Raw genomic sequence first — 20,914 nt, 5'->3', positions numbered from 1 at the left:
GCAGGGTTTTTAGTGTGGAGGGCTAAATGACGAGATCAGAATTACTAGGATTTACTACTTATACGACCCAATGGGGTGTGGGGGCGGCGGTTTTTAGTGGAATCGGTCTTGCAGGCATCATCTTCCCGCAGGAGAGCGAACACTTGCTGGAAGAAGAAATCGCCAGGCGGTATGACCGGCTAAAATATGACGAGACCCTCGGATTAGAGTTAAGCTCAACTATAGGTAGATACTTTAATGGAGAGAACGTACACTTCGACTACCAGCTGGATTATGGGCAAGCAACAGAGTTTGAGCGTAAGATATACGATACTCTAAAGTCTGTATCATACGGTGAGACATTAACATACAAAGAATTGGCGTTGCGCTGCGGGCGGCCAAAGGCGGCGCGGGCCGTGGGCAATGCGATGGCAAAAAATCCTGTTCCCATCGTGGTGCCGTGCCATAGGGTGTTAAAGAGCGATGGTAGTATCGGTGGCTGGAGCGGTAAGCGCGGGTGGAAAGAGCGTCTTCTGGCGCTTGAAGGGATACTGCCGGAAGGTTAAGAAAAATATCTCAATTTAGCATAAAATGGTTCCGAAATGTTCTAGAATAAGAAGAAAGAAAGAGCAGAAATTACAAGGGACCACAGAGGAGCATGGTTAATTGAATCAGAATATTGAATTTGCGATTATCACAGGTCTCTCGGGAGCGGGGAAATCAGAGGCTATCAAGTGTTTCGAAGACATGGGCTTCTTCTGTATCGATAACCTGCCGCCTTCGTTGATTCCAAAAATGGCGGAACTCTGCACCCTTCCGGGAAGTAAGGTGCGGCAGGTCGCTGTGGTGTGCGACGTGAGGGGTCGCGAGTTTTTCGACACGCTCTTTGAAGAGCTGCAAAAACTAAAACTTCTCGGGATAAAATATCAGATACTCTACCTCGAGGCCTCCGACGAGGCCCTGGTGAAGCGGTTTAAAGAGACACGGCGCCGGCATCCGCTTTCTGAGGAAGGCGCGATAACGGACGGTATCCACCAGGAGCGCCATATCATGGAGCAGCTGCGCGGGGAGGCCGACCTGATATTCGATACGAGCAACCTCGCCACCTTCGAGCTTAAAGACAAGATCAGAACTGCGATTCTACAAAAGGATAAGCAGAAGAAGGGCATTATGATAACCGTGATGTCGTTCGGGTACAAGTACGGGATGCCTTTGGATGCAGACCTTGTCATGGATGTGCGATTCTTGCCGAATCCGCACTATATCGAGTCGCTTAAGCATTTCGACGGGACGAACGAGAAAGTGTGCGAGTTCGTCCTGAACAGATCCGAGAGTAAAATGTTCTTGCGGAAATTCAAGGGGCTGCTGGCCTTTCTTCTCCCACGCTACGTTTCCGAGGGAAAAACTCATTTTACGGTAGCCATAGGCTGTACCGGCGGTACCCATCGCTCGGTTGCGATTGCAAACGAAGTAGCGAGTTTCTTGCAAGAAAAAGAATATAACGTCGTATGCAGGCACAGGGACATGGGGCGGATATGGGAGACAAAGGGCAATAAAGGCGGCAAGACCGGTACGGACGGTAAGAAATAAAGGCGGTACATATGTCTGGTATAAAGTCGGTTGCAATAGGTGGGGGTACCGGGCTGCCGGTAGCGCTTAGGAGCCTGAGGCGGTATACGGATGACGTGACCGCGATCGTAAGCGTGGCCGATGACGGCGGAAGCTCGGGGCGGCTGCGCAGGGATATCGGGATACTTCCGCCGGGAGATATACGAAACTGTCTTGTGGCCCTGGCCGGCGACAAAGGGATGGCCGATCTTTTTACCTACCGTTTCCAACAGGGCGACGGTATCGCGGGGCACAACCTCGGCAATCTTATCATAGCCGCGCTTACCGACCTTTCCGGAAGCTTCGACGAGGGCGTTCGCATAGCCTCCGAGCTTTTATCAGTCGAGGGGCGTGTGCTGCCATCGACGATCGGCAATGTGATTCTGCGGGCGGACACGTTTAGCGGTGAACCCATCACCGGGCAAGTGAAAATCGCCCAGACCACCAGGCCGTTGAAAGAGATCTACCTCGACCCTCCCGATGTCGCGGCATACCCGGCCGCCGTTGAGGCGATTCTCGAAGCCGACCAGGTGGTGATCGGTCCGGGAAGTGTGTTTACAAGCATTCTCCCGAATCTCATCGTGCCGCAGATCGGCCAAGCCATGGCGGAGTCTAAAGCTATTAAGATATATGTGTGCAACGTCATGACGCAACCGGGAGAAACGGATTTGTTTACCGCGTGCGATCACGTCAGCGCGATCATCAACCATGGATCGCCCAGCTGGGTCGATGTGGTTATAGTAAATAATCACCCGATACCCGACGACAAGCTCATGAGCTACGCCGAGGATAGGCGTTACCCGGTATCCATCATAGCCGAAAGCATCCAGGCACTCGGCCTCAACGTGGTTCTCGCCGACGTTCTCGACGAAGCCAAGTCATCCTGCCACGATGTCGATAAGCTGGCGGCGGTACTAAGAGAGCTTGTTTGAAAGGAGAACTTATAAGCTTTGTCATTTTCGACGGAAGTTAAGAGCGAGCTTGCCAAGCTGCAGCCGAAACGTGAGTGCTGCCAGCGGGCGGAGGCTTCGGCGATCATCCACATGGACGGAAGCCTCCATATCCTCGGCAACGAGCGCTTTGCCCTCGATGTCTCGACCGAGAACGCGGCGGTCGCGCGTCTTCTCTATAAATACTTAACCGATACGTTTCCTCTTAAAGTCGAATCCATCGTTCGAAGAAGCGTTCTTCATAAAGTAAACAACTACCTCATCCACATCCCGGATCAGCCCGCGATCGGCCAGGTCTTAAATGAACTCGGTATCCTGGACGACCACATGGTCATGGCGCCGGGAATCCTGCAGAGGATCGTTAAAAAGGACTGCTGTGCGGTGGCGTACCTTCGCGGGGCGTTCCTGGGCGGCGGCTTTGTCAGTAACCCGAAAGGCGATTATCATTTTGAATTGACGACCGACAACGCTGAGTTTGCCGAGGATTTGCGCGATCTGGTGCGCCGCGTCGGGCTCAACGCTAAGATCAGCGCCCGCAAGAAAAATTCTGCGGTTCATAATTATGCGGTTTACATAAAAGACAGTGAAGAGATCTTGCAGTATTTAGCGCTCATCGGCGCCTACAACGCCCTTTTGCAGTGGGAAGACGAGCGTATTATAAAAGAGATGCGGGCGCAGGTGAACCGCCTGGTCAACTGCGATACGGCAAACTTGAATAAGGTCGTCAACGCCGCAGCGGACCAAATCGAAGACATAAAAATCGTCGACTCTAAGCTTGGGCTGAAAAATTTACCAAATAGTTTGCAGGAGTTCGCGAGGGTACGTGTCGAATATCCATATGTTAGCCTAAAAGAGCTAGGGGAGCTGTTTGACCCACCCCTTAGCAAATCAGCTGTGTATCATCGGGCCAGGCGCATGTCCCAGTTGGCAAAAAGCCTTATTAAGGTTTCGCGCTCATCCCGATAGGGAAAAGTTATGACAACTTATGGGAAAGAGGAGGAGTAAAACGTATGGCAGTTAAAGTAGGCATCAACGGGTTCGGGAGAATAGGTAGGAACGTATTTAGAGCAGCATTCGATGATCCTGATATCGAAATAGTCGCAGTAAACGACCTAACTGATGCCAAGACCCTTGCACATCTGCTCCAGTACGACTCGACGTTTGGGATTTTTGAGGCGGATGTTGAGCCAACCGAAAACGGTATTGAAGTCGACGGTAAAGAGCTAAGAGTAACAGCCGAGAGAGACCCCGCAAATCTTCCGTGGGGCGAGATGGGCGTGGACATCGTTATCGAGTCCACCGGTCATTTCACAAAAGCTGATGATGCAAAGAAGCACCTGGCTGCGGGCGCCAAGAAAGTCATTATTTCTGCACCTGCAAAAGGTGAGGATATTACCGTTGTCATTGGTGTAAACGACGAGAAGTTGAGCAAAGATCACAAGATCATCTCGAACGCTTCGTGTACGACCAATTGTCTCGGACCGGTCGCAAAAGTCTTGCTTGATAACTTTGGGATCGAGAAGGGCTTCATGACGACCGTTCACGCGTACACTAACGATCAGGCCCTGCTTGATATGCCGCATAAAGACCTGAGAAGAGCAAGGTCGGCGGCGACGTCGATTATCCCGACATCAACCGGTGCTGCAAGAGCTATCGGCCTTGTCATCCCCGATTTAGTAGGCAAGATGGACGGTATGGCCCTTAGAGTACCGGTTCCGGACGGCTCGCTTGTCGACCTTACCGTCGAGCTTTCAAAAGAAGCATCGGTCGACGACATCAACAATGCGATGGCCGAGGCCGCCGAGTCGGAGAAGATGATGGACATCCTGGCTTACACCGAGGACCCGATCGTATCCATCGATATCGTCGGTGACCCGAGGTCGTCAATCTTTGATGGCTTGTCGACCATGGCCTCCGGTAAGATCGCCAAGGTTCTGTCCTGGTACGATAACGAGTGGGGTTACTCAAACAGGCTCGTCGATCTCGTTAAGATCATCTCTGAATAAAAGCAGTTATCAGCGAAATTGAGATAGCAGGTGCCGACCGGCATCGTTAAGCCATGCCGGTCGCCATCTGCTATTGGCATGTCTAATAACCGGTAACACTGAGGGGGAGAGCTTTGGATAAAAAAAACGTGCGGGACATTGATGTTTCCGGTAAGCGGGTGCTCGTTCGTGTTGATTTTAACGTCCCCATCAACAATGGGGCGGTAACCGATGACAGCAGGATCAGGGCCGCGCTACCGACAATAGAGTACCTGGTCACCCAGGGCGCAAAAGTCATCCTGATGAGTCACCTGGGAAGGCCGAAGGGCCCGGAGGATAAGTATATGCTCGATCCGGTTGCACAGGAGCTTGCAGACCTGCTTGACAAAGACGTCGAAAAGGCCGACGAGGTCGTAGGCCCTCAGGTCAAAGAGGCCGTGGACAAGATGAAGCCCGGCGATGTATTGCTCCTGGAAAACCTGCGGTTTGACGAGCGCGAGAAAAAGAACGACCCGGAGTTTGCAAAAGAGCTGGCGAGCCTTGCAGATATCTATGTGAACGATGCTTTTGGGGCTTCTCACCGGGCGCATGCATCGGTTGCCGGCGTTGCCCGGTATTTGCCCGCGGTCGCCGGGTTCCTTCTGGAAAAAGAGATAGATACGCTGACATCGACCCTTGCAAATCCAAAGAGGCCGTTTATTGCGATCCTTGGAGGAAGCAAGGTATCGGATAAAATCGGCGTCATCGATGCGCTTCTCGATATCGTCGACGGGTTGTTGATCGGCGGGGGCATGTGTTTTACCTTCTTAAAAGCGCAGGGCTACAATATCGGCAAGTCGTTGCTCGAGGAAGATAAGATCGATTATTGTCGCGAGACGATCAAAAAGGCCGAGACCAAGGATATGTCGCTGTACCTGCCGGCCGATGTTGTGATCGCGCAGGAGATCAGCCCTGATGCCGAGGCGCGGGTCGTTCCGATCGATTCAATCCCCGACGGCTGGATGGGCCTCGATATCGGTCCCGATACGATCGCGGTCTACCAGGGCGTTATTAACAGCTCCCAGACGATATTCTGGAATGGGCCGATGGGCGTCTTTGAGATCGACCAGTTCTCGCGGGGGACCGAAGAGGTCGCCCTGTCAATCGCGCAATCCGGCGCTACCAGCATAGTGGGCGGCGGCGATTCTATAGCCGCGCTTAAGAAATTTCACCTCGAAGACCGGGTCTCGTTCATCTCAACCGGCGGCGGAGCCTCTCTCGAGCTTATCGAAGGCAAAAAGCTCCCCGGCGTCGAAGCGTTGCTTGATAAGAAAGACCCTTAAGAGCAGCGATTAGCGATTGGGTCTATATAATCATATAATTTAAGCTTATTTAAGGAGGGCTAAATGGGGGATAAACGCAGGATAATCGCGGGGAACTGGAAGATGTATAAAACGGCCAAGGAAGCGGTGTTTTTGGTCCAGGATCTCGAGGATCAGCTGGACGACCTTCCGCAGGATGATAGGGGATACAATGGCGTTGGGGTTATCGTCTGCCCACCGTTTACGGATCTTAAAAGCATCTATACCGTTTTCGGACAGGACAAACCGGCCATGAAACTGGGCGCTCAGAATATGTTCTGGGAGGACGAAGGCGCTTATACCGGAGAGGTGTCTCCGCTGATGCTTAAGGATCTGGAGTGTGATTATGTGATTCTCGGTCACTCGGAGAGGCGTATGTATTTCGGTGAGACCGACGAGTCGGTAAATAAAAAGGTAAAAGCCGCGCTCAGGCATGATATCACGCCGATTATGTGTTGCGGCGAGTCGCTCGCGCAGAGGGAAGCAGGCGAGACTAACTCCTTCATCGAGTCCCAGATTCTTGGGGGCACCGAGGGGCTGAACGCCGGGGACATGAAGAGCTTTATCGTTGCGTACGAGCCGATTTGGGCTATTGGAACAGGCAAAACAGCCCTTCCCGAGGACGCCAACGATGTCATCAGACACATTCGTGCGGTTTTGGCAGCCAGGTTTGGAGCGGATGTTGCTAAGGACATCCCGATTCTTTACGGCGGAAGCGTCAAAGCCGGCAATATCGCCGACTTCATGGCCGAATCGGATATCAACGGGGCTCTGGTCGGCGGTGCAAGCCTTGAAGCAGAGAGCTTTGCCGGTATCGTAAAAAACGCCCGTAAATAAAGGTAGAACTAACTTTTTGAGTACCATACATAACGAAAGGCACAAAGACGTGGAGACAAAGCGGCCGAAACCGGTTGTGCTGTGTATTCTTGATGGGTGGGGGGTAAATCCCGACAAGGTCGGAAATGCCATCGCGGCGGCGAACACACCAAACCTCAACCGTTACGGGATAGAGTTTCCCTTTACGACCTTGCGGGCGGCCGGCGAAGCGGTAGGCCTTCCCGAGGGGCAGATGGGGAATTCCGAAGTAGGGCACCTCAATCTCGGGGCCGGTCGCGTCGTATACCAGGAGATAACCCGGATCAGCAAGTCCATCCGGGATGGTGATTTCTTTACAAACAAAGCCTTCTTAGAGGCCATGCAATTGGCGAAGGAAAAAGGCACGGCCCTGCATCTAATGGGTCTGCTTTCCGATGGCGGTGTTCATAGCCTCGACACGCATCTTTTTGCGCTGCTGGATATGGCCAAGATGCTGGGGCTCGAGCGCGTCTACGTGCACGCGTTTCTTGACGGCCGCGACGTGCCGCCGCAAAGCGCGCTGACTTATTTTAAGCAACTTGAGGAGAAGATGGCGCAGGTAGGGCTTGGCCGGGTCGCGACGGTCATGGGTAGATATTACGTCATGGACCGGGACAACCGCTGGGAACGGGTCAAGAAGGGGTATGACGCGATGGTTCACGCCGAAGGCAAGCACGCTGTTTCCCCCGAGCAGGCCGTCCGGCAATCCTACGATGTAGGGGCCGTCGATGAGTTCGTCGAGCCGACCGTAATCATCGATGAAACAACCGGCAAACCCGTGGCGACCGTGCAGGACGGCGACTCGGTGATATTCTATAACTTCCGCGCCGACCGGGCGCGCGAAATAACCAGGGCGTTTATCGATAAAGACTTCGCAAGCTTCGACCGGGACGTCCACCCACCGAGCGTGTTTTACGTCTGCATGACGCAATATGATGTCACCTTCGATGTCGCAGTGGCGTTTCCGCCGCAGGAGCTTAAGAATATCCTGGCGGATATCTTGGCAGCTCATGACATGAAGCAGCTTCACACCGCTGAAACCGAAAAGTACGCCCACGTGACGTTCTTTTTCAACGGCGGGAAAGAGGCGCCAAAGGCGGGCGAGGTCAGGGTCCTTGTGCCCTCACCGAAGGTGGCTACCTATGACCTAAAGCCCGAGATGAGCGCACAAGAGGTAACCGATGTCGTGGTCAATGCCATACAATCGGATGCGTATGACTTCATAGTGGTAAACTTCGCCAACGGTGACATGGTCGGCCACACGGGAATCTTCGAGGCCGCAGTTAAAGCGGTCGAGGTCGTCGATTCCTGCGTAGGGCGCATCGTCGAGATGGCCAGGACGAAAGGCGGCGTCGTTTTCATAACCGCCGATCATGGTAACGCGGACAAAATGATCGACTTCGTTCACCACCAACCGTTCACCGCCCACACGACAAACGAGGTCCCATTGTACGCGATTATGGACAATCACTTCAAGCTCAAGCCCAAAGGCCAAGGCATCCTGGCCGACGTCGCACCAACGATCCTCGACGTCATGCACATACCAAAACCAAGGGAGATGACGGGTGCATCTCTGATTGAATGGGGGTAGGTACTTGTCATTCTGAGCGATAGCGAAGAATCTCGGGTGCAGTACGCATGGTTGCCACTGATTAGTGTCTAGGCGTAACCTAACTTTTGTAAAAATAAGGATTTGATTCTGGATTCTGGCTCCTGACTCCTGGCTTCTGCTCTTCTGGGGTGTTGCTCATATGAATCAGCTTGTGCTATGATGTCTAATGTTGTAAATATCAGGAGGTTAACGTGGTTACTTTAGTTGAGATCGTTCATGGGATATTAGCCGTCGCCTTAATTATCGCGATTCTGCTTCACTCCGGCAAAGGCACCGGTCTATCGAGTGCGTTTGGCGGTGCGTTGCCATCGACATTTTCAGGAACAAGCATTATCGAAAAGAACCTGAACCGTATAACAGTAGGGCTGGCTTCTGCCTTTGGCGTAACCTCCATAATTCTTTATTACTTCACGCAAAAGGGCATGATATAAGCCGCCATACCTTAACAAGAACGCGCTTCCACGAGAGGCGCTTTTTTTTGGTACCGCAGGCAAATCCTTTCCTGCGCTTAAAGGAGGCTCAACAACGATAAAGAGACCACCTGTAATCGTTTCTTCGGTCCTGATCGTCATAGGAGTGCTGTCGATGCTTTTTGCGAACGGCTGCGACGGTATCAAACTGGGCGGAATCAAGCTATTTGCGTCAGATCAGAAGTCCTCACCCAAAAAACCGCAACGGGGCGGCCGTCTCACCATTGGCTGCGCTCAGGAGCCGACCTCGCTTAACCCTTTCCTAACCGGTGGCTCAACGGCAGCGACTAAACTCGTTACCTCAAATATTTTATGGGGCCTTCTTGTCGTAACACCCGATCTTTCTTATGCGCCCCGTATCGCCGAAAAGGTACCAACGGTTGAAAACGGCCTGGTCACAAAGAGTCCCTTTACCGTCACCTACGACATTAAGAAGGACGCGGTATGGAGCGACGGCACGCCTATCACGGCAGAGGATATCAAGTTCACCTGGGAGACGATCATGAACCCCGCCTACCAGATCGCCGACCGCTCAGGGTACGACAAGATCGAGCGCATCGACACCCCGTATGACAAAACCCTAAGGATAGTCTTTAAGGAACCGTACGCAGCCTATAAGCAGCTGTTTTCTACCACATACCCGATACTACCTAAACATATACTTGAGCGTCAGGGCTTTAACGAGGCAATCAACGAACTCCTTCCATTCGCAAGCGGCCCCTATAAATTCAAGGACTGGGTGCGCGCAGATCACCTCACCATCGTCAGAAACGACGGCTTCTGGGGGGACAATGCGTATATAGACAAGGTAACCTTTAAATTCATCCCAAAAGACGACGGCCAAGTGACCGGTCTCTCGGAGGGCAAGATCGATGTCCTCTATCCATCAGATACAAAAGCGGTCACCGACAGGATAAAATCGATCGCGGGAACCGCGGGGTTCGCCGAACCGGGTCTGGTATGGGAGCACCTTGCCTTTAATACATCAAAACCGCCGCTCAATGATATAAATGTAAGAAAGGCGATAGCCTATGCGCTCGACAGAAAGAAAATAGCGGAGGCGGCGACAGGGGAGCCAAGCGTTCTCGAAAGCATCCTTGTACCCGACCAAAAGCCGTTCTATACCCCAGCCTGGAAGAAATATGCATTACAACCCGAGAAAGCGGCGCAATATCTTTCAAGGGCGGGCTATAAAAAAGGACCCGACGGAATATTCCAGAAGAACGGGAAGAAGCTGGTGGTTAAGATCAGCACCGCATCCGGCAATCCGACGCGCAAAGAGGTTGAAAAGACCATACAGGATAACTTGAACAGCGTTGGTATCAAGGTCGAGACACAAAACGCTGATGGCGAAACGTTTTTCAACTCTCGTCTGGCAAAAGGAGATTTTGAACTCGGTATCTGGGCCTGGCTTGAAGACACCGAGCCAAACCTTGGCTATATGTTCTGCGCCGATGCAACTCCACCGGCCGGCGGAAACTACTACCGTTACAGCAACCCCGAGGTCACGGCCGCACTTAAAATCATTCCCTCCGTCATTGACGATACCAAAAGGGCCGGCCTCTACCGCAACGTGCAGCAAAAGATAAGCGACGATTGTGTCGTCATTCCACTGTACCAGCACATCCAGGTCCTGGCCTTCAACAAAAAAGTAAACGGGATAAAAGACAACACATCCTTTGAAGGCCCCTTCTGGAATCTCTCCAGATGGTGGATATCAAAAGAGCAACGGTAGAAGTACTCACGCCCAAATAGTTGCGATGAGAACACATTAGGAAATCAAACAGATGACCCAAGACCAACTATCATTCAACAAATTCAATAACAACAAAACTTCGACTCTCGAAGGCATCCTCGAGCACTTCGTCTACTCCAACGAAGAGAACGGGTGGAGCGTGGTGCGCGTGAATGTGAAAGGCCACCGCGACCTTGTTACCGCTGTCGGTAATCTCTTGGGTGTTCAGCCCGGTGAAAGCATCAGGATGAAAGGCTGCTGGGTCAGCGACCGCAAGTACGGCGAGCAGTTCAAAGTAGAGTCCTACACATCCGTCAAACCCGCCACGCTTGTCGGGATAGAGAAGTACCTGGGCTCGGGGATGATAAAAGGGATCGGGCCGGTGATGGCATCCCGCCTGGTGAAGTGCTTTGGCATGGATACACTGGACATCATCGAAAACCAACCCAAGCGCCTCACCGAAGCCGACGGCATCGGTAACATCCGGGCCGAGCGTATCTGCGACGCCTGGCAGGAGCAAAAAGAGATCAAAGAAGTCATGCTCTTTTTGCAATCCCACGGTGTGACCACGACCTACGCCATTAAGATATACAAGACCTACGGCAACGAGGCGATAGATATCGTCGCGGACAACCCATATCGCCTGGCGGTCGATATCTTTGGGATCGGATTTAAAACAGCGGATAGAATCGCCGTTAACCTCGGGATTGAGCCGACCTCACCGCGCCGCGCCGAAGCCGGCGTCCTGCACGTGCTCGGAGGGTTGAGCGACGAGGGGCACGTGTGCGTCCCGCGCGACCAGTTGATGGAAAAGGCCGCGAACATCCTTGAAATCGACCAAGAAATCGTGAACACCGCGGTCGACACCCTTATCGAGCAGGAGTTAATCGCATCCGAAACCGTTGCGGACGAGCTTATCTACCTGCGTTCTCTTTACGCGTCTGAGGTGGGAGCCGTAACCCAAATCGAGCGATTGCTCGCAACCGACCTCAAACCCATAGACATCGAAATAGAAAAGGCCCTCTCTTGGTTCGAGCAGCAGTATAAAATCAACCTCGCCGAGCAGCAGCGCGACGCAATCCGCAACGCCGTCTCGCGTAAAGTCATGGTAATAACCGGCGGTCCCGGAACGGGTAAGACCACGCTCATCAACGGCATCATCCAGATTTTGAAGCGCAAAGAGAGAAGCATCCTGCTTGCAGCGCCGACCGGGCGCGCTGCAAAACGTCTCAGCGAGGCGACCGGTCTCGAGGCCAAGACCATCCATCGCTTGCTCGAGTTCAGCCCGCGGTCTATGCGGTTCGAGCGAAACACAGAAAATCCCCTCGAAGCCGATATCCTGATCATCGATGAGGTATCGATGGTCGATATCGTGCTCTTTTATAATCTGCTCAAAGCGGTGCCGTCGAACGCGCAGGTGGTCCTGGTTGGGGACATCGACCAGCTCCCGTCGGTCGGCCCGGGCAACGTACTCAAAGACGTCATTTCTTCCGGCCGCATAGAGGTCGTGCGCCTCACCCAAGTATTCCGCCAGGCGCAGCAGAGCATGATTATCGTTAACGCCCACCGTGTCAACGCAGGCCAAACCCCGTACCCCAAGGCAAAAGAGGGGAAAGGCGACTTTTTCTTCATCGACCGGGACGAGCCCGAGGAGATTCTAAAAACGCTCAAGCTGCTAGTCGCCAGAAAGATACCCGAGAGCTTCAAGCTTACCGCAGAGGATATCCAGGTATTAACGCCGATGCACATGGGCCTGCTTGGTGCCTCGAACCTTAACAAAGAGCTGCAGCAGCTCCTTAATCCCTCCGGTGAAACGCTCTCGTGGGGAAGTCATGTCTTTCGCGTGGGGGATAGGGTTATGCAGATCCGCAATAACTACGACCTCGACGTCTACAATGGCGACATCGGGAAAATCACTTCTCTGGATCAGGTGGAGCGAGTGGTGAAGGTCGATCTCGATGGTCGTCCTGTCACCTATGAATACTCCGACCTGGACGAGCTTATCCTGGCGTATGCCTGCTCGGTGCATAAATCACAGGGGAGCGAGTATCCCGCGGTCGTCGTCCCGCTCCACACCCAGCACTATATGATGCTTCAGCGCAACCTGCTCTACACCGCGATAACCAGGGGTAAGAAGCTCGTGGTGGTTCTTGGCAGCAAAAAGGCGCTGGCCATTGCGATCAAAAACAACCGCATCCAGCAAAGATACACCCGCCTCGCAGAACGCCTCGCACCGAACCACTTATGTTTTTAAATCCCGTGCCGTCTGGTATATTAGAGGCTATGAGTAAAACCACGGAAAGTTACGCGAAGAAAGCAATCAAGCCACCCGACCGGGTCCAATCAATGTTCGATGTGGTCGCCAAGCGCTATGATCTGCTGAATCGCCTGATGACATTGGGGCGTGACCAGCGCTGGCGTAGAATAGCCGCCAAAAGCACGGCCGCCGGCACAAACTCGCTGGTTCTTGATGCCTGCACCGGCACCGGGGATCTCGCGCTCGCCGTCCACGCGCTAACCGGGTCGAAAGTGGTAGGCGTTGATTTCAGCCGGGATATGCTGGATCTGGCCGCAGAGAAAATCAAGAAAACCGCCGCCGGCAATGACATAACGTTTGAATGTGCATCTGTTGATGAGCTGCCATACGAGGACAGTACATTCAATGCCATAACAATCGGGTTCGGCCTCCGAAATACTCCGGACTACCGCGCGGTATTACGCGAGTTTCACCGCGTGACCAAACCCGGTGGGCGCCTCGTTATCCTTGAAAGCGGCCATCCTGAAGCAAAACTAGTAAACGCCCCCTACACATGGTTTATTACATCCGTTGTTCCGTTCTTAGGCAAGGTATTCTCTAGCGATGGCCCGGCTTATACATATCTTGCCGAGAGTATGCAGGTATTCCCGCCGCAAAAAGAACTTGCATCGATGATGAGGGAAGCAGGCTGGACCGATGTAACATACCGCAACTTCTTCCTTGGCGCCGTCGCCCTCCATGTTGGGGTTAAGAGCAGCGAGTAGCGTTTTTACGGTGCTGCGCTGTTATTCGCTTCGTGGTTAGTGGTGAGGTTCTCTTCAGAAAGTTTATCCTCTGATGAACCATCCGGCATTTGTATAACGGGGTCCTGCGATTGATCGCGAGGTGCAGCCGCCGGCGTAATGCCTCCCTCGGGACCGAAGGCCCCTGTTTGCGGTTGGGTGGTAGGTGTAGCTTGGGTTGCGGGCGCTCCACCAGGCTGGACTCCCTGCGCAGGTTTTTTATCCGCATCAGCTTGGCCCATACCTGCAGGCATTTCGTTAGAGCCGTTTCGGATTACATACTTATTCTGTGCTACCGGTGGCGCTGTCGGTTTTGTCGCAAAGATACCGGCGGCCGGCGATTGCAGCTGAACCTGCGTTCTATTCAAGTTCATATACATGTAGACGCTTGCAGCTAAAAGCAAAACTGAGACAGCAACGATTGATCTACTCACAAATCTGCCCAATGTTTCTCCTTTAGTAGAGGGGCCTCAAGCAACCCTCTCCTTAATAATACTAGATGAGGCCACTAATATAAAGTCCTAAACCCGATCACCCTCCATTTGCGTTTATATTTCTGATTCCGCGGTAAACAACCATTAAGACCAATACTGCGTATCGGAAAGGGGGATCAACGATGGCTTTAAAAGCAATGGAGAACAGACGCACTATTAGAAAGTATACGGATGAGCCGGTCACCGAGGATCAGCTGCGCGACCTGTTGCTGGCCGCCATGTACGCGCCGTCCGCCTGGGGGAAAAGGTCCTGGGAGTTTATAGCGGTGGATGATCCGGATACAAGAAAAGAGCTTGGCAACGCCACACCGTATGCGTCTCAGGCAGCACAAGCGCCAATTGACATAGTTATCGTTGCAAACAAGAACGTCTCAAGCGCCTGGGTCGAGGATGCTTCGGTCGCGGCCGAACATATCAACCTCGAAGCGGCGAAACTGGGTCTTGGCAGTTCCTGGGTACAAATCCGCGGGATGCATCACGATGCTGTGGAGGCAGAACAATACGTTCGGAACCTTCTTGGCATACCGGAAGACTTCGGCATCTGCTGTATAATCACGGTCGGGCACCCCGCCGAGCAAAAATCACCTCACCGCGAGGGCGAGTTCATGTCCGAAAAAGTGCATCTCAACAAATTCGGCAAGGGCGAGGAAGCCGCCTAGCGTTTTTGCTATATGCTTGTCTACCGATAAAGGTATAGCTCGGGAAGAGTTATCCGATATAGGTTTAGTGAGGGCATGTTTTTGGAATGAACTTTTTTGGGGGTGCATTCATGTTTAAGCGCAAAGCGAAAGTCAAAAAAACAGGTTCGGATAATTGGAGCACGTGGGGTTCGATTGCCAGCGAGGGTAAGAAAGTCAATAACCACGTAAGCAAGGAATCCGAGCAGATGGTCACCAGAATCGACTATCTTGTCAATTCAATTAAAGAAACAAAAGTCGCCTAGCCGATAAGGGAGTGATAGCATTGGGCATCTTAGCGTGGATCATTCTCGGGCTGATCGCGGGAGCCATAGCGCGACTGCTCATCCCCGGGAAACAACCCGGCGGGCTTATCACGACAATCCTGCTCGGCATCGGCGGTGCTATACTGGGCGGTTATATTGGAAATGTGCTAACGGATACCGGTATCAGCGGCATCAATATCACCAGCATAATCCTGGCGGTAATCGGGGCGGTCATAATCATCTTCATCTGGGCCGCCATATTCGGCAGACGATAATCTCTCCTCACAAGTACAACTTAAGTTCGCAGCTAGTTTTGTCGATTCTATTTACATATATTGCCAGTTCTTTTGGTTGGAAAGAGGATTCTTATGGTTGTCCAAGATATCATGGTTTCGGATCTCGTCACCATCGACCCCTCGGCATCGATTGCCGGAGCAGCCGCCGTTATGCTTCAAAAGGGAACCACATCATTATTCGTGACCCACTCAGAAAAGTTACTCGGGATTATCACAGACTCGGATATACTATATAACGTAGTCGCTCAGGGCTACGCACCGGCGGAGCACCAGATTTGGGAGTTCATGGATTTTAACCCCCCGGTCGCAAATCCGGGGATGGATATTCTTGCACTTATTTCACTTATGGATAAATATCGCCTGACAAAGCTCCCAGTTGTCGAAGCCGGCAAACTTATCGGCACAGTAACCCTTGCCGATATCGCCTCCAAGTTGGATTTAATGTAGTGAACCGATGACCAGCTTGCCTCCCTCTAGACCTCTAATTTAGACTTATATTTAAAGCTCAAGCTTAGGGTTAGTATTATCATGAAACCGAGCGGTATTCATTTGAGCATACAGCGACACCAGGCTTTATGCGGAAACGACCTCGCAATACCCCAAAACCAGTACCACCACAACCCCTAAGGGCACGCGATATAAGTGTAGCTAATATACATAATACGCTTGCCTTATAAATAAAAGTATGTAATAATAACCATAAGATTATATTAAGAACTATCTACTGTTTTTGTGTAAGCCAGCAGAGCACCAAGGAGGCAAGCGTATGTCAGATTATCGTGAGATGTGGAAAGAATTAGGGCTTGATCTAGAGGCCCACGACCAACTGCTAGCGGTGATTCCGCAAATTTACGGAGATGTTTATCTAACCCAAAAAGATCGTCCGGAGGGAATGGGATACTTGGACTTCGTGATGTCTGAGATCCACGGCTTAAGGGTCAAAGAGCTTAACGATTTGCGAGACGCCGGAGGCAAAGTCGTAGGAACGTTTTGTCTCTATGTTCCGGAAGAAATAGTGCTGGCTTCAGGGGCGGCATGTGTCGGTATTTGCGGCGGCGCCGATTGGCCGAGCGCAGAGGCCGAAAAGGTGCTGCCAAGAAACCTCTGCCCGCTCATCAAATCGTTTATGTCGTTTAAAATCGCAAAGGTGTGCCCTTATTTTGAGACGAGCGATATGATCGTCGGCGAAACCACCTGCGACGGTAAGAAAAAAAGCTACGAGATCCTCGGGGAATATACGAACGTTTATGTCATGCATACCCCGCAGATGAAGGATGATTCGAGTCGCAGGCTTTGGTCCGACGAAGTTAAGAAATTTAAAGAAAAGATGGAAGAGCTTACCGGGAACAAAGTCGATGCGGCCGCCCTTGCTAAGGGAATCGCAACGGTTAACGCAAAGCGCGCTGCTTTGAAGAGGATGAATGATGCGAGAAAGGCCGACCCGGTTCCGATCAGCGGGAAAGATGCTCTATTAATACAGCAGGTGGCGTTCTACGATGACCCCGCCCGCTTTACCGAAATGATCAATAAGATAAGCGCCGAACTCGAGCAGAGAATCGCAAATGGTGTCGGCGTGGCAGAGAAGGGCGCTCCGAGGATTCTGATTTCAGGGTGCCCGATGGCGGTGCCGAACTGGAAGCTCCATCATATAGTCGAGTCGGCCGGCGCAGTGATCGTTGCCGAAGAAGCCTGTATCGGTCACAGGTATTTCAGGGACATGGTGAGCGAGGGCGCAACCGATATCGACGCAGGGTTGGAAGCAGTCGCAAGTCGCTACATGAAGCTCGATTGCGCGTGCTTTACACCGAACAAGGAGCGAATCGATAACATAAAGAAACTTGTCGACGATTATAGCGTCGATGGCGTGATTCATTACTCGCTGCAGTTCTGCGATCCGTTTACGGTCGAGTACAACAGCGTTGAGAGAGCGCTAAAAGACGCCGGAGTGCCGGTTCTCAAGATTGAGACTGATTATAGTATGGAGGATGCAGGCCAGCTTTCGACAAGGGTCGAGGCCTTTATGGAGACCATCAAAGATCGCGAAGGGGCTGTTAGATAGGTGTATGTCGGGATTGATATCGGGTCTCGATGCATAAAAGTGGTCGCATTAAACGGCGATGGTGTGGAAGATTTCAAGGTTGCCGATACGGGGTTTAACCCGTATGAGCGATCGCTTGAGCTAATAAAGCCATATAGTGCGAAAAAGATAATCGCGACCGGATACGGACGGCATTTTGCGAGGGAAGATTTTGCCGATGGGGTAATAACCGAGATCAAGGCGCATGCCATTGGAGCCCGCCATATATTTACCGGCTGCCGCACGATCATCGATATCGGGGGGCAGGACAGTAAGGTAATATCGCTTGATGAGAGCGGTAAGGTGGCCGATTTTCAAATGAACGACCGCTGTGCGGCGGGAACGGGAAAGTTCCTCGAGATTATGGCGAAAACGCTGGGTTTTGCTCTTAATGAATTCGGGGCGGCTTCGCTTACCGCACAAAAGGCTATGCGCGTAAACAGCATGTGCACGGTATTTGCAGAGTCGGAAGTAGTCTCGCTTCTAGCTAAGAAGGAGCTGCCGGTTAACATCGCGCTGGGACTGCACCAGTCTATTATAGAGAGGGTAAGCTCGATGCTGCATAAGGTAGGCATTGTGGACGATATAGTCCTCTCGGGCGGGGTCGGGCGAAACCCGTGCATTAGAGAGTTGTTCCAGCAGAAACTGGGGCGCAGCGTGCAGGTTTACGAGCATCCCGAAATCGCGGGCGCCCTGGGCGCGGCGCTTGCGGCACGGGATGCGGCAAACTAGCCATCCGGGTAAACCCGGTTTAAGAGTCTGATATAATAGAACAACAATAGATAAATTGAAGGGGTGGGCCTTGGTTCCGCCCCTTTGGTTAAGTTCTGATTGGCAGGTAAGAGATGATAAAAGTCGATATCCCCGGGAGGGGAGTCTATGAACTCCATACCTTGGTGCTCGATATGAACGGCACGCTCGCCGTAGATGGCGTTATCCCCGAGCAGGTGTTACGCCGTATTGAGACACTGTCGCAAGAACTCTCGGTTTACTTGATAACCGCTGATACCCATGGGAAACTCGATTCGCAGAAGGAAAAAATAGCGGCCACTATCGAGCGCGTACACCCGCCGGGAGAGGCTTCACAGAAGGCGGACTTTATCGAAAAAATCGGCGCTTCGACCTGCGTTGCGATAGGCAACGGATCAAACGATGTCGAGATGCTTAAGAAAGCACGGCTGGCGGTTAGTGTAATCGGCGGTGAGGGATGTGCGACGGATGCACTTTTAGCTGCTGATATCGTCGTAAATAGGCCGGAAGATGCGCTGGATCTACTGACCAACGCAAATCGCTTTATCGCAACCCTTCGAAAATAAGAACTGCCCTTAATAGGCAAGCGGTATCACTTCAACCCCATGTGGCTTTACAAAATCACCAAAATCCCCGAATCCATTGACATGCTAACTATCCAGGGCTTATTTAGCATCTGGTTAAATCAGCAGCGTATAAAAGACAGAAAGTCCTTTCAAAATCGGCAGGAAAGTTATAAATTTTGGATAAATGTGTTGCAAAGTGGAATAAAGTGGAGTAGAGTGGATTACACAAAGAACGCCAAAGGGGCAACTACTTGTTTTTTGGAGAGTACTACCATTCGCTAGATGAAAAAGGACGCGTTATACTTCCCGTGAGGTTCAGGGATGCGCTGGCTGATGGCCTCTTCATAACTAAATCGTTTGACAGCTGCCTTTTGGTTTACACCAGGAAAGACTGGTTCGAGCGGGTAGACGAGATCATGTCGAAGAAGCCCGCTACAGCCGAAGTGAGGAACTACCAGAGATTTGTTATCGGAAGCGCTGTCGAAGATGAGGTAAGCCGCCAGGGACGGATTTCAATCCCGCAGAACCTTCGAGATTTTGCGGGTCTTGATAGAGACATTGTAATAATAGGAGTCGCGAATAAATTAGAAATTTGGGCAAAGGAGAGATATGAACAATTTATAGCTGATGCTGAAAAATCGGCTTCTGAGTTAGGGGAAGAGATAGCTGATATCGGTGTTTAGCAAAACACAACGGAATAAAGGGCCACGATGGAATATTTTCATAAACCCGTTTTGCTGGCTGAAGTCCTGAAGCAATTACGTTGCACTAACGGTAGCACGGTCATAGACTGCACTTTGGGCGGGGCAGGACATGCAGAGGCAATATTAGATTTAATAACGCCGGAAGGCTTCTTACTAGGAATCGATCAAGACATCGCAGCACTGGACGCAGCAAGGGTTAGATTAGCACGCTTCAGCCAGCAAAATTTTTCTTTAGTTCGAGGCAATTTTAGTGAGCTGGATCGCATTCTGGCTGAGGCCGGCCTTTATGCGATAGACGGAGTATTGTTTGACTTAGGGGTTTCGTCAGTCCAGTTCGATCGTGCCGAGAGAGGTTTTAGTTATCGCTTTGATGCACCACTTGATATGCGGATGGATCAAAGACAAGCACTAACGGCGTCCGATGTGGTGAACACGTATTCGAGGGGTGACCTCACGCGTGTCATCAAAGAGTACGGTGAGGAACGCTGGGCCAACAGAATCGCCGCGTTTATTATTAAAGCGCGGCAAAACCGTCCCATAGCAACGACGTTTGAACTCGTAGATATAATTAAGGATGCAATACCGGCCCCTGCCAGGCGCCGGGGAGGTCATCCAGCGAAACAAACGTTCCAAGCACTACGAATTGAAGTAAATGGCGAGATCAAGATTCTCGAGCAGAGTTTTCGAGACGCCGTAAAATGGCTTAGGCCGGGAGGAAGACTAGTAATCATATCCTATCATTCGCTTGAAGATAGGGTAGCTAAAAATGTAATAAGTGACCTGTCAAAAGGCTGTATTTGCCCGCCGGGATTGCCGGTTTGCACATGTGGGCACATGCCTCAACTGAGTGTAGTAACCAGGAAAGTCGTAAGACCTACGCCTGGAGAGATAGCAGAGAATCCAAGAGCGGAAAGCGCCCGGTTGAGGGTTGCCGAAAAACTGTAAGAGGTGAGAACAATAGCACAAGCGGCAAGAAAACTAGCGGTCAAGCAGCAGCAGGTACGGTATAAAGAGCAGCCGAAACCGAAGAAGAAACTGAAGGTCGTAGAACCTAAGAGACGCCAGAGCCGGCAGGCTTTAGCATTGCCGGAGATCCCTTTTCCGGTGTTTGTAATGTCCGTGACGGTCATTACGGCCGGTATCATCATAAATGTAGCGCAGCAGGCGATTATATCCCAGCAAAGCTACATGATCGAGTCCATTAAGAAAGAGGTCCAGGTAGCACAACAGGCGCAGGATAATCTCTATGCGCAGAAAGCCATACTGCAATCGCCCCAAAGAATTGAATCAGTTGCCGTTGAGAAACTCTCGATGATCAAAGCGCCTAGGGTGTCGTATCTTCGCATTCTTGATGACGGGCCGCAGGGTATGGCCTCGACCGGCAACACGAGCCCTTCTATGAGTGCATCCGGTGGCAACCATTATGTATCCGGTAAGACTGTAACCAAAGTTCAAGAACGAGCTTCCTATGGTGGACGCTTGGGTTATCATGCTTTAGCACGTTAATAGAG

Annotated in this window: 23 protein-coding genes; 22 read left to right on the top strand and 1 reads right to left on the bottom strand. The window is 51.8% G+C overall.

The annotated features are described in order from the left end of the window. Nucleotides 1-26: 26 nt before the first annotated feature. From ACYC56_RS00235 to ubiE, 12 genes are all read left to right on the top strand, one after another. Nucleotides 27-545: a methylated-DNA--[protein]-cysteine S-methyltransferase gene (locus tag ACYC56_RS00235; protein WP_461372158.1), complete on the top strand. Its 519-nt coding sequence runs from the start codon at nucleotides 27-29 to the stop codon at nucleotides 543-545. Between the two features lie 112 nt (nucleotides 546-657). Further along, a complete protein-coding gene (gene rapZ, locus ACYC56_RS00230) occupies nucleotides 658-1,569 on the top strand; it encodes an RNase adapter RapZ (RefSeq protein ID WP_461372164.1) in 912 nt (303 codons plus the stop codon). Between the two features lie 11 nt (nucleotides 1,570-1,580). Beyond that, nucleotides 1,581-2,519, top strand: coding sequence for a gluconeogenesis factor YvcK family protein (locus ACYC56_RS00225; protein WP_461372157.1), 939 nt, complete (start codon nucleotides 1,581-1,583; stop codon nucleotides 2,517-2,519). A gap of 18 nt (nucleotides 2,520-2,537) precedes the next feature. After that, the gene (gene whiA, locus ACYC56_RS00220; protein WP_461372156.1) at nucleotides 2,538-3,503 is read left to right on the top strand and encodes a DNA-binding protein WhiA; all 966 of its coding nucleotides are present in this window, start codon (nucleotides 2,538-2,540) and stop codon (nucleotides 3,501-3,503) included. 44 nt (nucleotides 3,504-3,547) lie between these two features. Continuing rightward, entirely contained in the window at nucleotides 3,548-4,543 is a 996-nt protein-coding gene (gene gap / locus ACYC56_RS00215) for a type I glyceraldehyde-3-phosphate dehydrogenase (RefSeq protein WP_461372155.1), read from the top strand. Between the two features lie 113 nt (nucleotides 4,544-4,656). Then, nucleotides 4,657-5,844, top strand: a complete 1,188-nt coding sequence (locus ACYC56_RS00210; protein WP_461372154.1) for a phosphoglycerate kinase — start codon at nucleotides 4,657-4,659, stop codon at nucleotides 5,842-5,844. A 63-nt stretch (nucleotides 5,845-5,907) separates the two neighbouring features. Continuing rightward, entirely contained in the window at nucleotides 5,908-6,699 is a 792-nt protein-coding gene (gene tpiA / locus ACYC56_RS00205) for a triose-phosphate isomerase (protein WP_461372153.1), read from the top strand. Nucleotides 6,700-6,715: 16 nt separating this feature from the next. Further along, nucleotides 6,716-8,308 (top strand): 2,3-bisphosphoglycerate-independent phosphoglycerate mutase, encoded by a 1,593-nt coding sequence (gene gpmI / locus ACYC56_RS00200; protein ID WP_461372152.1) that lies wholly within the window; start codon nucleotides 6,716-6,718, stop codon nucleotides 8,306-8,308. A 212-nt stretch (nucleotides 8,309-8,520) separates the two neighbouring features. After that, nucleotides 8,521-8,760 (top strand): preprotein translocase subunit SecG, encoded by a 240-nt coding sequence (gene secG / locus ACYC56_RS00195; RefSeq protein WP_461372151.1) that lies wholly within the window; start codon nucleotides 8,521-8,523, stop codon nucleotides 8,758-8,760. A gap of 154 nt (nucleotides 8,761-8,914) precedes the next feature. Beyond that, a complete protein-coding gene (locus tag ACYC56_RS00190; RefSeq protein ID WP_461372150.1) occupies nucleotides 8,915-10,534 on the top strand; it encodes a peptide ABC transporter substrate-binding protein in 1,620 nt (539 codons plus the stop codon). Between the two features lie 52 nt (nucleotides 10,535-10,586). Further along, nucleotides 10,587-12,788, top strand: coding sequence for an SF1B family DNA helicase RecD2 (recD2, locus tag ACYC56_RS00185; RefSeq protein ID WP_461372149.1), 2,202 nt, complete (start codon nucleotides 10,587-10,589; stop codon nucleotides 12,786-12,788). Nucleotides 12,789-12,817: 29 nt separating this feature from the next. After that, entirely contained in the window at nucleotides 12,818-13,555 is a 738-nt protein-coding gene (ubiE, locus tag ACYC56_RS00180; RefSeq protein WP_461372148.1) for a bifunctional demethylmenaquinone methyltransferase/2-methoxy-6-polyprenyl-1,4-benzoquinol methylase UbiE, read from the top strand. A 5-nt stretch (nucleotides 13,556-13,560) separates the two neighbouring features. Here ubiE and ACYC56_RS00175 read toward each other — a convergent pair whose 3' ends face one another. Then, entirely contained in the window at nucleotides 13,561-14,019 is a 459-nt protein-coding gene (locus tag ACYC56_RS00175; protein WP_461372147.1) for a hypothetical protein, read from the bottom strand. 170 nt (nucleotides 14,020-14,189) lie between these two features. Between ACYC56_RS00175 and ACYC56_RS00170 the strand changes: the two genes are divergently transcribed. The 10 genes from ACYC56_RS00170 to ACYC56_RS00125 all read left to right on the top strand — a co-directional run bounded on the left by ACYC56_RS00170 (nucleotide 14,190) and on the right by ACYC56_RS00125 (nucleotide 20,909). After that, nucleotides 14,190-14,726 (top strand): nitroreductase family protein, encoded by a 537-nt coding sequence (locus tag ACYC56_RS00170; protein WP_461372146.1) that lies wholly within the window; start codon nucleotides 14,190-14,192, stop codon nucleotides 14,724-14,726. 110 nt (nucleotides 14,727-14,836) lie between these two features. Next, the gene (locus ACYC56_RS00165; RefSeq protein WP_461372145.1) at nucleotides 14,837-15,010 is read left to right on the top strand and encodes a hypothetical protein; all 174 of its coding nucleotides are present in this window, start codon (nucleotides 14,837-14,839) and stop codon (nucleotides 15,008-15,010) included. 11 nt (nucleotides 15,011-15,021) lie between these two features. Beyond that, nucleotides 15,022-15,285, top strand: a complete 264-nt coding sequence (locus ACYC56_RS00160) for a GlsB/YeaQ/YmgE family stress response membrane protein (RefSeq protein WP_461372144.1) — start codon at nucleotides 15,022-15,024, stop codon at nucleotides 15,283-15,285. Between the two features lie 93 nt (nucleotides 15,286-15,378). After that, entirely contained in the window at nucleotides 15,379-15,753 is a 375-nt protein-coding gene (locus ACYC56_RS00155) for a CBS domain-containing protein (protein WP_461372143.1), read from the top strand. Nucleotides 15,754-16,072: 319 nt separating this feature from the next. Continuing rightward, on the top strand, nucleotides 16,073-17,365 hold the full coding sequence (locus ACYC56_RS00150; protein WP_461372142.1) for a double-cubane-cluster-containing anaerobic reductase: 1,293 nt from the start codon (nucleotides 16,073-16,075) through the stop codon (nucleotides 17,363-17,365). Beyond that, nucleotides 17,366-18,115 (top strand): acyl-CoA dehydratase activase, encoded by a 750-nt coding sequence (locus ACYC56_RS00145; protein WP_461372141.1) that lies wholly within the window; start codon nucleotides 17,366-17,368, stop codon nucleotides 18,113-18,115. A 113-nt stretch (nucleotides 18,116-18,228) separates the two neighbouring features. Then, nucleotides 18,229-18,699, top strand: a complete 471-nt coding sequence (locus ACYC56_RS00140) for an HAD family hydrolase (protein ID WP_461372140.1) — start codon at nucleotides 18,229-18,231, stop codon at nucleotides 18,697-18,699. Between the two features lie 251 nt (nucleotides 18,700-18,950). Next, nucleotides 18,951-19,382, top strand: coding sequence for a division/cell wall cluster transcriptional repressor MraZ (gene mraZ / locus ACYC56_RS00135; protein ID WP_461372139.1), 432 nt, complete (start codon nucleotides 18,951-18,953; stop codon nucleotides 19,380-19,382). Between the two features lie 27 nt (nucleotides 19,383-19,409). Next, nucleotides 19,410-20,348, top strand: coding sequence for a 16S rRNA (cytosine(1402)-N(4))-methyltransferase RsmH (gene rsmH / locus ACYC56_RS00130; protein ID WP_461372138.1), 939 nt, complete (start codon nucleotides 19,410-19,412; stop codon nucleotides 20,346-20,348). 3 nt (nucleotides 20,349-20,351) lie between these two features. Continuing rightward, a complete protein-coding gene (locus tag ACYC56_RS00125) occupies nucleotides 20,352-20,909 on the top strand; it encodes a hypothetical protein (protein WP_461372137.1) in 558 nt (185 codons plus the stop codon). The last annotated feature ends 5 nt before the right edge of the window (nucleotides 20,910-20,914 follow it).

It is taken from the genome of Candidatus Aquicultor sp. (assembly GCF_054640775.1).
The sequence above is the reverse complement of the archived record's forward strand: the minus strand, read 5'-3'. Positions and strand labels throughout refer to the sequence as shown.

Coding starts and splice junctions, on each gene's coding strand:
- ACYC56_RS00155 (WP_461372143.1), top strand. CDS start 15,379: ATGGTTGTCCAAGATATCATGGTTTCGGATCTCGTCACCATCGACCCC.
- ACYC56_RS00140 (WP_461372140.1), top strand. CDS start 18,229: ATGATAAAAGTCGATATCCCCGGGAGGGGAGTCTATGAACTCCATACC.
- ACYC56_RS00150 (WP_461372142.1), top strand. CDS start 16,073: ATGTCAGATTATCGTGAGATGTGGAAAGAATTAGGGCTTGATCTAGAG.
- ACYC56_RS00235 (WP_461372158.1), top strand. CDS start 27: ATGACGAGATCAGAATTACTAGGATTTACTACTTATACGACCCAATGG.
- ubiE (WP_461372148.1), top strand. CDS start 12,818: ATGAGTAAAACCACGGAAAGTTACGCGAAGAAAGCAATCAAGCCACCC.
- tpiA (WP_461372153.1), top strand. CDS start 5,908: ATGGGGGATAAACGCAGGATAATCGCGGGGAACTGGAAGATGTATAAA.
- ACYC56_RS00170 (WP_461372146.1), top strand. CDS start 14,190: ATGGCTTTAAAAGCAATGGAGAACAGACGCACTATTAGAAAGTATACG.
- recD2 (WP_461372149.1), top strand. CDS start 10,587: ATGACCCAAGACCAACTATCATTCAACAAATTCAATAACAACAAAACT.
- ACYC56_RS00165 (WP_461372145.1), top strand. CDS start 14,837: ATGTTTAAGCGCAAAGCGAAAGTCAAAAAAACAGGTTCGGATAATTGG.
- rsmH (WP_461372138.1), top strand. CDS start 19,410: ATGGAATATTTTCATAAACCCGTTTTGCTGGCTGAAGTCCTGAAGCAA.
- gap (WP_461372155.1), top strand. CDS start 3,548: ATGGCAGTTAAAGTAGGCATCAACGGGTTCGGGAGAATAGGTAGGAAC.
- ACYC56_RS00225 (WP_461372157.1), top strand. CDS start 1,581: ATGTCTGGTATAAAGTCGGTTGCAATAGGTGGGGGTACCGGGCTGCCG.
- ACYC56_RS00190 (WP_461372150.1), top strand. CDS start 8,915: ATGCTTTTTGCGAACGGCTGCGACGGTATCAAACTGGGCGGAATCAAG.